This window comes from Streptomyces prunicolor, assembly GCF_045162825.1.
In the GTDB taxonomy this organism is placed as follows: Bacteria; Actinomycetota; Actinomycetes; order Streptomycetales; family Streptomycetaceae; genus Streptomyces; species Streptomyces prunicolor.
This window is the reverse complement of record NZ_CP108676.1, coordinates 5452106-5464329: the sequence shown is the minus strand read 5'-3', so window position 1 is coordinate 5464329 and position 12224 is coordinate 5452106. Positions and strand designations below refer to the sequence as shown.

Annotated in this window: 8 protein-coding genes; 1 reads left to right on the top strand and 7 read right to left on the bottom strand. The window is 69.0% G+C overall.

The genetic code is table 11. From position 1 onward, the window contains the following. Window positions 1-99: 99 nt before the first annotated feature. From OG588_RS25040 to OG588_RS25020, 5 genes are all read right to left on the bottom strand, one after another. Complete coding sequence (locus tag OG588_RS25040) at window positions 100-1080, bottom strand: anti-sigma factor family protein (RefSeq protein ID WP_405949247.1); 981 nt, start codon at window positions 1078-1080, stop codon at window positions 100-102. After that, the gene (gene sigM, locus OG588_RS25035; protein WP_405949246.1) at window positions 1077-1802 is read right to left on the bottom strand and encodes an RNA polymerase sigma factor SigM; all 726 of its coding nucleotides are present in this window, start codon (window positions 1800-1802) and stop codon (window positions 1077-1079) included. Before sigM ends, OG588_RS25040 begins: the two co-directional genes overlap by 4 nt. 27 nt (window positions 1803-1829) lie before the next feature. After that, window positions 1830-3542 (bottom strand): serine/threonine protein kinase, encoded by a 1713-nt coding sequence (locus OG588_RS25030; protein WP_405949245.1) that lies wholly within the window; start codon window positions 3540-3542, stop codon window positions 1830-1832. Between the two features lie 118 nt (window positions 3543-3660). After that, window positions 3661-5916, bottom strand: a complete 2256-nt coding sequence (murJ, locus tag OG588_RS25025) for a murein biosynthesis integral membrane protein MurJ (protein WP_405949244.1) — start codon at window positions 5914-5916, stop codon at window positions 3661-3663. Window positions 5917-5962: 46 nt separating this feature from the next. Continuing rightward, a complete protein-coding gene (locus OG588_RS25020) occupies window positions 5963-8362 on the bottom strand; it encodes a DUF6049 family protein (RefSeq protein ID WP_405949243.1) in 2400 nt (799 codons plus the stop codon). Window positions 8363-8620: 258 nt separating this feature from the next. Here OG588_RS25020 and OG588_RS25015 point away from each other — a divergent pair, with 258 nt between their 5' ends. Then, entirely contained in the window at window positions 8621-10063 is a 1443-nt protein-coding gene (locus tag OG588_RS25015) for a CCA tRNA nucleotidyltransferase (RefSeq protein WP_405949242.1), read from the top strand. A 103-nt stretch (window positions 10064-10166) separates the two neighbouring features. Here the strand turns inward: OG588_RS25015 and OG588_RS25010 are convergent, their stop codons facing one another. Then, a complete protein-coding gene (locus OG588_RS25010; RefSeq protein WP_405949241.1) occupies window positions 10167-10760 on the bottom strand; it encodes a hypothetical protein in 594 nt (197 codons plus the stop codon). Window positions 10761-10891: 131 nt separating this feature from the next. Beyond that, complete coding sequence (locus tag OG588_RS25005) at window positions 10892-12169, bottom strand: MFS transporter (protein WP_405949240.1); 1278 nt, start codon at window positions 12167-12169, stop codon at window positions 10892-10894. Window positions 12170-12224: the final 55 nt, after the last annotated feature.

The following is a 12224-nucleotide window of genomic DNA, read 5'->3' as shown; positions in this document are numbered from 1 at the left end:
AACGGATCCTACGGGGCGCGCATTCCCGCTGTGTCCGGGCACACGGAGACGGCGCACGATAGGGACGTACCACGCCGGATCGAGAAGAGATGTTCGTGATCAGGAATGCGCGAACGACTGCGTCAGAAGGACCTTGCCAGGGGTGGATGTCGGCTGGCTCACGCAGGCCGCGTCGACGATGTAGGCCATGACCCGGCTGTTGTCGGAAGCATCGGGCAGCACCACGAGATAGGCGGCGGTCCCGTTGTAGGTGCCCTTCTTGAAGCCGAGGACATCTGTGTTGCCGCGGTCCACGCCTTGCCGGATGCAGTCCGGGAGGGAGCCGGTGGGCTCCTTCAGGATTTTAGGAGTCTTGGTGGAAGACTCCGCCCCGCCGGGGTCGACCGCGGCACGCCAGGGTGACTCACTGCTGGTGCCCTGAATCGTGGACGACTTGGTGGGGAGGAGCGCCGAGACCTCACTCTCCAGCTTCCCCTTGGAGAAGGTGTCCGCGGAACTCGTCGGGTGCCCTTGAGCCGCGTCGGACGACTTGTGGTCGCCCAGTGACTGGATGAACAGAGATCCGGCTCCCAGAACGGCAGCGGTGAACACCGCTCCCAGAACGATCCTCCCGCGACGACTGCCGCGATTCCGTTCCTTGCCCTCTTTACGGTCCTTGCGTCCAGGACCGGTTGCCGCGTGCGCGCGTCCTGACGGGCGGTCCGCCGCGGGCGATGTTTCACGTGAAACATGCGCCTCGGTGTTCTCACCGGACTCGAGGTCGTGGTCCGACGTGACGCGGGAGGCACTCACCAACGTCGGCGCGGCCAGGGTCTCGGGGGCGGTGGCACCCAGCAGGGCCTCCGCGGCGAGGGCCGCGTCGATACGGCCCGCGATCTCGGCGGGCATGCGCGGTGGGCCGGGCAGGGTGCCCAGCAGACCCCGGATCTCCTCCAGCGAGTCGTGGACGTCCGCACAGAGTTCACACTCGTCCAGATGCCGTCGTACCTCGGCTGTCCTGGACGGTGGGAGAAGGCCCTCGGCGAGGTCGGAGATCTCCGCGACGTCCGGGTGCCCGGTCGTGTCTGTCGTGGATGTCACGCTCGCCCACCTCCGCCCTTCACAGCAGCTGAATCGCTCGGCCCTGCATCCTTGGGACCTCCGTCGCGAGGTCCCGCTGCCGGTGGGACGGATGTCCCCTGCGCCCGGTTCCGTCCAGCGTCCGGTTCCTTGTCGCCACCGGTTCTTTCCGGCCGTAGATGGGTGAGCAGCGGCAGCAGCCTGGCTCTTCCGCGGGCGCAGCGGCTCTTCACCGTGCCGGTCGGCACGTCGAGCATGCGCGCGGCCTCCGCGACGGGGTAGCCCTGCATGTCCACCAGAACGAGGGCGGCGCGCTGGTCGGGTGGAAGAGTACCCAGGGCTTCGAGCAGTTGGCGGTGCAGATCGTTGCGCTCCGCGGGAGCCGAGGCCGACTCGTGCGGTTCCAGGAGCTGTTCCAGGCGCTCGGTGTCATCGACCGGGGACGTCTTCCTGGAAGCGGCCTTGCGGGCGCGGTCCAGGCAGGCGTTCACCGTGATCCGGTGCAGCCAGGTGGTGACGGCCGACTGGCCGCGGAAGGTATGGGCGGCCCGGTAGGCGGACACGAGGGCGTCCTGGACCGCGTCAGCGGCCTCCTCGCGGTCTCCCAGCGTGCGCAGGGCCACGGCCCAGAGCCGGTCCCGGTGCCGCCGTACGAGCTCTCCGAAGGCGTCCGGGTCGCCTTCGACATGGCGGGCGAGCAGATCCTGATCGCTCGTCTCGTCGTATCCGGCGCCTTCCGCCATCGGACCCCCTCCCCCTCTGGTGAGACGTCAGCCCGTGAACTTCACGTCGGTGATGGCCTGCTTGTAGCCGGCGTCGCTGTACTGGTCGCTGTCCGCGTGCGGCAGAGCGGTGAGCCAGACAAGAACGTACCGGCTCTTCACATGCTTGGTGACCTTCACCGTGGCACTGGTCCCGGTCGTCGTGACGGTGCCGAGCTGCGTCATGGAGTCCAGCGAGGAGGGCGACAGCGAGTTGGTCGCGTAGAGCTTCACCGTCGTGTGATCGCCGCTGTAGTAGAGCCCTATGGTCGCCGTGGAGACGTCCTGGACCGAACCGAGGTCGTAGACGATGCCTACGCCAGGCTTGTACGGCGCGAGCACCGGGCCCCCTATGAAGCTGGAGGTCCGCCAGTACGTTGACTTGTCGCCGTCGTATGTCTTGTCGACGTCGCTCGGATGCTGCGGGTCGCCCTTCGCCACGAACTCCTTGGCGCCCTGGATCGCGAGCGTCTTGACCGGCTTGGTCTTGTCGCCGGTCTTGTCGTTCCCGTCCGTCGTCTGCGTCTGCTTCGTGTCCTCGGACTTGTTGCCCTGGTCCATGAGCGCGTCCGCGAGCTGCCAACTGCCCAGGCCCAGCGCGGCGATCAGCAGCGCGGACACGGCCCACTTGAGGGCCTTGCCGGTGCGGCTCTGCAGCGGGGGCGGCGGGGTCGGCAGAACCTGGGTGGCACCGGGCGGCGACGGGCGGCCGTACGTGCCCTGTTGGTACGTCGTGCGCTGATACTCGGGCGGTGCGGTGTAGGCGGGCTCCGGCGGGCGGATGCGGGGCATCTCGCCGATCGCCTTCACCAGCTCCTCCGGCGTGGTGCACGCCGATTCGTGCCGGGAGGCCGTGGCACCGTCGTTGGCGAGCGCGCGCATGGCGAGCTCCGACAGACCTCGGTGGACACCGGCGCGTACCTGGTCGGGCGCGATGAGACCGACGCCCTTGGGCAGCCCGGACAGGCCGTAGGCATCGCTCTCGTACGGCCAGCGCTGGGTGAGCGCCGCGTACAGCAGGGCGCCGATCGCCTCCGTGTCCGTGCGCTGCGGGGTGTCCGAACTGATGCCGCGCAGCGCCGCGTTGACGGCCAGACCACGGATGCGCCACTGGCCGGACGAGGTACGCAGCACGGCGTTCGGGTTCAGCCGCAGATGCGCGAGGCCCTCGCGGTGCGCGGCGGCCATGGCCGAGGCGATCTGGCTGACCATCTGGTAGGCGTCGTGCACCTCCAGCGGGCCGGGGGCGAGAAGCGCCGTCAGTTCCGTGGCGTCGGGCAGCCATTCGTGCACGACGTAGACGAGGTCGTTCTCCTCCACGGCGTCCAGGACCTGGACGAAGCGGGGATCGCCCAGCAGCGCCGAGGAACGGGCCGCGGCCAGCACGGAGCGGGCCCTCGAATGATCCGCGGGCAGGATATGGACGCCGACGGCACGGCGGAGTTTCTCGTCCACCGCGCGCCAACTGCTGAAGCCGTCCAGACGGGTGACGCACTCTTCGAGTCGATAGCGTCTGGCGAGCTTGTGACCGCTGTGCAGTTCGGGAGGCGAGGCCTTCTCGGTTTCCTCGATCCCGCCGCTCCCCTGTGCCTTGTCGCTCTCCGTGTCCCGCTCCGGGTTCTGGGCCACCCCGTCGGCCGTGGACTGGTCCGCCTTGGCGGTCAGCGGCTCGTCGCCGCTGTTGTCTGCCACGTCGACGGCAGCCGTGCTCCGTTCCGCCACCGTCGCTCCTGCCTCCCCATCCGTTGCACGCTGTTCGACGCCAAAACCAATTGTGCCCACAGTCTGCCGCTATGCACGACACACAGCGGCGGACGATGGTTGTGCGTGTGCCCCCGCCTCAGCGCCCCAAGCGCCCGCGCACCATGCCCACGAGGGAGTTGAGCTCCTCGATGCGCATGCGCCGGGCCGCGACGTAGAAGATTCCGAGCAGTACGGCACCGCCCACCAGAAGGGCCGCGAACGAGCCGACGACCCCCTGGCCGAGCGTATGTCCGATCCCGTAGCAGGCCGCACCACTGAGCAGTGCGGCCGGCACGGAGGCGATACAGAGCCGAGCGTACGTCCGCATGACACGAGCGCCGTCCAGGTCGCCGTTGAGCCGCTTGCGCAGCCGGTTCCAGGCGACACCGACACCGATCGCGTACGCGAGGCCGTACGAGGCGGCCATGCCCACCACGGCCCAGCGGGCCGGGAGGACGAAGAAGCAGGCCACCGAGGCGCCGGCGTTGACGGCGGCCACGATGACCGTGTTGTAGAAGGGAGTTCGGGTGTCCTCGTACGCGTAGAAGGCGCGCAGGACGACGTACTGCACCGAGTACGGGATCAGGCCGAGGGCGAAGGCCATCAGCATGAAGCCCATGTTGGTGGCCTCGCTGGTCCCCGAGGAACCGAAGATCAGCGTGCACATCGGGATGCCGAGCGAGAGGAGGCCGAAGGCGATCGGCACGATTGCCACGGCGGTGGTGCGCAGCCCCTGGGAGATGTCGTCGCGGACGGCACCCCCGTCGCCCTCAGCCGCCGAGCGTGAGATACGCGGCAGCAACGCGGCCATCAGGGAGACGGTGATGATGGCCTGCGGCAGACCCCAGATCAGCTGGGCGTTGGCGTAGGCGGCGAAGCCGGTGCCGTCGACGGGCGAGGACTTGCCCGCAGCGGTGGACAGTTGGGACACGACGATCGCGCCGGCCTGGTTGGCGAGGACGAAGAGGACGGTCCACTTGGCGAGCGTCGCGGCCTTGCCGAGACCGTGGCCCCGCCAGTCGAAGCGCAACCGCAGCCGGAAGCCGGTTTCCCGCAGGTACGGGATCATCGCGAGCGATTGGACGACCAGGCCGAGCAGCACGCCGATGCCGAGCAGTCGCTGGCCCTCCGGCGGGATGTTCGTGACCTTCATGCCGGAGTTCGCGGAGGTGCCGTACACCCAGATGAACATGCCGAGCGTCACGATGATGACGATGTTGTTCAGGACCGGGGTCCACATCATCGCGCCGAACTTGCCACGCGCGTTCAGGATCTGGCCCATCACGACGTGGACGCCCATGAAGAAGATCGAGGGCAGGAAGTAGCGGACGAAGGTGACGCCCACTTCGTTGGCCGCCGGGTCGTTGGCCACCGAGTCGGACAGCAGACGGATCAGCAGGGGTGCCGCGAAGACCGCGAGCGCGGTGAGCGCGCCCAAGGCCACCATGACAAGGGTCAGCAGCCGGTTGGCGAACGCCTCACCGCCGTCGTCGTCCTCCTTCATGGCCCGTACGAGCTGCGGCACGAAGACGGAGTTGAGGCCACCGCCCACGGTCAGGATGTAGATCATCGTCGGCAGCTGGTAGGCGACCTGGAAGGTGTCGCCGAGCATGCCGACACCCAGCGCCGAGACGATCAGCGCCGAGCGGACGAAGCCCGTCAGGCGGGAGACCATCGTGCCCGCCGCCATCACGGCGCTCGACTTCAGCAGGCCGGTGGCCCGGCCGCCCTTCTTGGGCGCGGCCGCGGCGGGCGCCGGCGCCGTTGGAGTGAGCTGCATCGTGGCGTCGGACATCGGTGCCGGAGACGGCGCGGCGGGGGCATGGCCCGAGGGCGGTGCCGGGGACGGGCCGGGGACCGCCGGGGACTCCATCGGCGGGCGTCCGCCGCTCTGTCCCTGGTCGCGGAAGAGATGCGCGAAGGCGTCCGGTTCGTGGTGCTCCTCGCCGGCCCCCGTCACCAGGTCGTCCACGCCCACGAACTGCGTCGTCCGGGCGTCGTCGCCGTACGGCAGGTACTGGGTCGGGCCCTCCGGCTCGGGTGCCGGGGTCTGCGCCCACACGCGGGGATCGGGGGCGTACGGGGACTGAGGCGGCTGCGCGTAGAGCGGGGGCTGCGGCTGGTACGTGCCCGGAGGGGGCGGTGGGTGCGCGGCGCGGTCGTAGAGCGCCTCGGCGACCGGGTCCTGGGCGGACAGGTCCTGCGCCCGGTAGGGGTCCTGGTCGTAGGCGTCCTGGAGGTACATGTCCGCGGGAGGCTGCGGCGGCACCTGACCGGGCTCGGGCTGTGGACCCTCGGGGTAGCCCGAGCCGCCCGCGCCCTGACCGCGGTCACCGTCGTACGGCGCGTTCATGGTTACCCCACCTCATCGTCCCCGGGCCCACCGGCCACGACATCGCTCAACGGTCCACTCTCTCACCCGTGCCGGACGGGTCGGCGCTTTCCGGTGCGGTGTCCGGTGTCGGGTCACTCGGCTGCCCCGGGTCGTCTGCCCGGGACGGAGTGCCGGACTCCTCCTTGAGACGGTCTTGGGGGCTCTCGGGGTTCTCCGGGCCTTCGGGTTCCTCGGCCGCTTCGTCGTCGGGTCCGTCGGGACCTTCCTCGGCCTGGCGGGCGACGGCGCGCTTGCGGTGGGTGTACATCCGGAAGCCGGCGAGGACGAGCAGCAGGACACCGCCGCCGATGACCAGCATGACGGTGGCCGTGACCTCGGTGACCTTCACGTCGAAGTTGACGGCCTGTCCGTACTCCTGGCCGTCCTCCGTGTACAGCTGGGCGGTCACGCCCACCTTGCCGTTGGCGTTGGCCGACGTGGTGAACTTCACGGACTGGCTGTGCCCGCCGTTGACCGTGACCTGCTGCTCCGTGTAGGCCCTGCCCTTGATTTTCAGGCGCGTGGGGTTCGTCGAGGTGAGGCGCAGGATCAGGTGGTCGACGCCCTGCACGAGGTTGTTCTGCACCGTCACGGGGATCGTGGCGCTGCGGCCCGAGAGCTTGGTCTCGGACTTGTCGATCAGTTTCACCTGGTTGGTGAGGTCGTCGAGATAATCCAGCACGCTCTCGCGGAAGTTCGTCGCCTCGCCCGCCTGCCCCCGCCACGACGTGGACATCTCACGGTTCATGGCCCGCCCGAACGGGGTCACGACCCGGGACTCGTCGGTGAGGATCACCCGGAAGTTGTCGAGCTTGTCCTGGGTGGCCGCGATCTGCTCGAAGGCCGACTTCGGCAGCTCCTGCCTGCGCAGCGAGGAGGGGTACGAGGAGGACGACGGGATCCTTGTGGTGGCGCTCGGGTCGGGCTTCGCCTTGGCCGCCGCGGTGAGGTCCTGCGACTCGCTCCAGGTGCTCCCCTGGAGGGTCGTCAGCGCCTCGGCCATCGCCTGGGCCTGGCTCGCGGTCGGCATGCGCTGCGGGGCGACGACGATGCTGCGCTGCTTGTCCGTCTGCAGATCGAGCGTCAGGCTCTGGGCGAGGAACCTCTGCTCGGCGAGTGTGGCGGCCCCGGCCCTCGTCAGATCACCCTCGAACGCCGTGGAGAGCCGTGAGTCCGCGACCACCGCGGTCGTACCGCCGCCGATGGGGCGGGCGGCGGAGGGCGTGTACGACAGGCTGCCGGTCTCCTGGAGGCTGTCGCTGCGGGCGATCACCTTGTCGGCGCCGGCCGAGGTGGCGACCTTGATGATCGACGGGTCCACGGCGCCGTTCACCGGCCACGCGAAGTCCGTGGTCGGCGTCACGTGGAGCACGGTCTCCACGGTGCTCGCGGCGACGTCCGTGGCGTCCTTGAGGTGGCTCAGCGAGCCGGTGACGCTGGTGCCGTTGTGGGCGAGGGACGCCAGGTCCGGGTCGGCGAAGGGGAGGGCGACGACCTCCTTGTCCGCGACCGCCGACTGCAGCTCGGCGAGCCACGCCTTGGCGACCGCCTGGTGGGTGCCCGTCGTCGTGGTGTCGCCGGCGCCCTGGATCTTGTAGCTGCTGGTCATCGCGTCGACGGAGGCCAGCAGGTCCGGGTCGATCACCCAGGTGACGTCGAGATCCCTGCCCAGTGACAGCATCTGGTCGAGGCGACCTCCCGGAGAGATCTCCTTGGCGAGGTCGTCGTTGAGGAAGACCGGCGTCTGCTGCTCGTTGGAACCCGTCTGCGCCGTCATGTGGACGCTGGAGATCAGCGGCCACAGATACGTCGTCTTCGTCTTCGTGTCCGCCTCGTCGGGCTGCCACGGCAGGAACGTCCGCTGGATGCCCAGCACCTGCTCCCACGGCTGCGCGGAGGTCTGGCCGGAGAGCGAGACACCGAGCGGGTAGACGCCGTCGTCACCGAGGTCCAGCTTGTCGACCGGCACGGAGAGGGTGAAGGGTTCCGCGACGCCCGGAGTGAGCTTGGCGAACTTCTCGGTGTACTTGTCGCCGATCTCCGAGCCGTCGACGCCTTGGACGTAGTCGGTGCGGTTGGCGACGGTGTCGATCGCCGAGCGGGTGCTGACCGCCTGGCCCAGCCGCAGGCCCACGTGGGCGTCCGTGACCGTCTGCTTGCTGTTGTTGGTGACCGTCCCGGAGACGGTCAGGGTGTCCCCGTCCGTCGGGATGCTGGGGCTGAGCGAGTCCACGGAGACCGACACCGTCTGCGAGCCGGAGGCTGCCTTCGCCGACGTCTGCTCGGCCGCGCCGGCGGGCGTGGTGGCGGACAACTGGAGCAGGCCGGCCAGTAGAGGCGCCCCGGCGAGCAGTGCGCCGGTGCGCCGCAGCCACCGGCGGGCAGGTGAGGGACACGTCCCCTGGAAGTCTGCCGCCTCGGCCACGCGCTCGCCCGTCCCTCGTCATCGTCAGTGGTCGTCGCAATGTGCGTCCACGCATGGTAACGATGCGCGCTGAGGGGAAGTGCCGCGGTCTGCTCCACAAGATCGGAGAACAGCGACGGACCATCCTGTATGTGCCCGTATAAAGGGGAGCGTTCTTGTACGTCGCAAGGGCAGCGCTTGCACGGGTATCAGGGGACGTGTCCGTGCACATTTAATGGAGGCGCTGGCGACGGCCTGGGCCACGTACCCTTTTCTGTTGTGCCGAACGCCAACGAAGACAACCCCAGTGCCCTGAGTCAGGTGCAGCACCACGCGGTGAGCGAGATGCTGCGGGTGACTCCCGTCGCCGACGAACTCGGCCGCCGTTTCCAGGAGGCCGGGTTCTCCCTCGCCCTGGTCGGCGGCCCGGTCCGGGACGCGCTGCTCGGCCGGCTCGGCAACGACCTGGACTTCACGACGGACGCACGCCCCGAGGACGTACTGAAGATCGTCCGGCCGTGGGCGGACGCCGTATGGGAGGTCGGGATCGCCTTCGGCACGGTCGGTGCGCAGAAGGATGGCTACCAGATCGAGGTGACCACCTATCGGTCGGAGGCGTACGACCGCGCATCGCGCAAGCCCGAGGTGTCGTACGGCGACTCCATTGAGGAGGACCTCGTCCGGCGCGACTTCACGGTGAACGCGATGGCTGTCGCGTTCCCGGAGAGGGAGTTCATCGACCCGCACGGCGGCCTCGACGACCTCGCGGCCCGGGTGCTGCGGACCCCCGGCACCCCTGAGGCCTCCTTCTCGGACGATCCCCTGCGGATGATGCGGGCGGCCCGTTTCGCCGCGCAGCTCGACTTCGAGGTCGCTCCCGAGGTCGTCGCGGCGATGACGGAGATGTCCGGGCGGATCGAGATCGTCTCGGCCGAGCGGGTGCGGGACGAGCTGAACAAGCTGATCCTCTCCGCGAACCCGCGCAAGGGACTGACCCTGCTAGTTGACACCGGACTCGCCGACCACGTCCTGCCCGAGCTTCCCGCCCTCCGCCTGGAGAGCGACGAACACCACCGGCACAAGGATGTCTACGAACACACGCTGATCGTTCTGGAGCAGGCGATCGAACTGGAGGAGAACGGTCCCGACCTCACCCTCCGCCTGGCCGCGTTGCTGCACGACATCGGCAAGCCGCGCACCCGCCGGTTCGAGAACGACGGCCGGGTCTCGTTCCACCACCACGAGGTGGTCGGCGCGAAGATGACCAAGAAGCGCATGCTGGCGCTCAAATACTCCAACGACCTGGTGAAGGACGTCTCGCGTCTCGTCGAACTCCACCTGCGTTTCCACGGCTACGGCACCGGAGAGTGGACCGACTCCGCCGTCCGCCGCTACGTCCGTGACGCCGGCCCGCTCCTCGACCGTCTCCACAAGCTGACCCGCTCGGACTGCACCACACGGAACAAGCGCAGGGCCGCCGCGCTGTCCCGTGCGTACGACGGTCTGGAGGAACGCATCGCCCAGTTGCAGGCGCGGGAGGAGCTGGACTCGATCCGTCCTGACCTCGACGGCAACCAGATCATGGAGGTCCTGGGCGTCACTCCCGGACCGGCCATCGGTCGGGCGTACAAGTTCCTGCTGGAACTGCGGCTGGAGAACGGGCCGATGGAGCATGAGGCAGCCGTGGCCGCCCTCAAGGAGTGGTGGGCCGCGGAGAGCTGAGGTCGCGGGACCGGGTCATGTTTCACGTGAAACATGACCCCGGGCAGCATCAGGGGCGGTGTTTCACGTGAAACATGAGACACCGCCCCTCGCCATATTTGCCTTACTTCTTGTAGTCCTTCAGGCAGAGCAGGAAGTCGCTGCCCTTGCCGGTCTGGGTGTACTGGTACTGGAAGTCCTTGGCGGCTGCCGTGCACTTGGTGTTGGCCTCGGTCCGAGAGTAGTTGCCACTCACCTTGGCCAGCACGATGAACTGGGCCTTCGAGTCGCTGCACTTCACGACCTCGAGCTTCGGGTCGGTGTCGCTGGTGCTGCCGCGGTGCATGCAGTCGCCGACCTTGGCCGTATCGGGGTCGTGCTGCCCGGATATGTAGCTGAAGATCGCCGCACCCGCGGCGATCACGATCACGACGCCAACCCGGATCATCTTGAAGCTGAACTTGCGCTTCGGCTGTGGGGGGACCGGAGCGTACGGGGCCGCGCCCTGGGGCGGGAAGCCGGGCTGGCCGGGCTGCTGCGGGTAGCCGCCTTGAGGCGGGTACGGAGCCTGCGCCTGCGGCGGATACGGGGCTTGGGCCTGAGCCTGCGCTGGGTGCGGCGCTGGAGTCTGAGGCTGGCCGTAGGGCTGCTGGTCCTGGGCGTAAGGGTTCGGGCCCTGGGCGTATGGGTTCGGGCTCTGAGGCGGCGGAGTAGTCACTGGGGTCCCCCCTGGAACGTGGACGCATGGCACGGCGTGACCCTTGGTCCGGCGTGCGGCATGATGCGAAATAAGACGCCCGTAAGCTACCTGCCGCCACTGACACCGCTGTGACCCAGAACGACTCCGTGTCAGTGATGTGACACTCTCCGGCGCTCAAAGTGGGCCATAGTCGCAGCAACCGCTCCGTAGATGACAGCCACGGTGATCACCAGCACCGCTGAGCGGCCGTCAGGGGGGAGCATCAGCGCGGCCATCGCGGCGGCGCCGACAAAGGCGACGTTGAACAGCACGTCGTAGACGGAGAAGATGCGGCCGCGGAAGCCGTCGTCGACCGAGAACTGCACGATCGTGTCCGTGGCGATCTTCGCGCCCTGTGTGGTCAGGCCGAGGACGAAGGCCGCCGCCAGCATGGGGGCGGTGGTGAACGGGAGGCCGAGCGCCGGTTCCAGCAGTGCGGCGCTCGCGGCGCAGACGGCGATCCAGCGGCCGGGGCCGAGGCGCCCTGCGGCCCAGGGTGTCACCACGGCCGCCACGAAGAAGCCGGCGCCGGACACCCCCAACGCCAGCCCCAGCAGGCGCAGTCCGTCGTCTGAGGTCGAGGACAGGGCATACCGGCAGAGCATCAGTACCAGGACGGTCAGGGCGCCGTAGCAGAACCGCATCAGTGTCATCGCGGCGAGAGCCCAGACCGCCTCCCTGCGCTGTGGCGCGGCGAGATGGCGTACCGCCGCTGTCAGGTCCCGGGCGGTGCCGGCGAGGGCTGTGGCCAGCCGGGGCTGGGTCAACGCGCGGTCGGGGCCGAGGAGTTCGGGGGCCATGCGCAAGGACGTGAGGGCCGCGCACAGATACAGGGCGGATCCCAGCAGCACCACCGCGGCGTCGGTGTCCGCGACCAGCAGCCGTACGAGGAAGGCGAGGCCGCCGCCCAGTGTCGCCGCCAGTGTTCCGGCCGTGGGGGAAAGGGAGTTGGCGACGACGAGGCGTTCGTCGTCGACCACGCGCGGGAGCGAGGCGGACAGGCCGGCGAGGACGAAGCGGTTGACCGCGGTGACGCAGAGCGCGGAGACGTAGAAGAGCCAGTCCGGGACGTGGCTCACCATCAGAACGGCTGTAAGCGCGGCCAGCAGGGCGCGCAGGAGGTTGCCGTAGAGGAAGACCTGGCGGCGGCGCCAGCGGTCCAGGAGGACGCCGGCGAAGGGGCCGATGAGGGAGTACGGGAGGAGAAGGACCGCCATCGCGGAGGCGATCGCGGCGGCCGAGGTCTGTTTCTCCGGGGAGAAGACGACGTAGGCGGCGAGTGCGACCTGGTAGACGCCGTCCGCGCCCTGGGAGAGCAGGCGTACGGCGAGCAGGCGCCGGAAGCCCTGGAAGCGCAGGAGGATGCGCAGGTCACGGACGACGGCCATGGGCACAGCCTCACATACGAGGAGGGTCCCCGGGCGGATGCTCCGGGGACCCTCG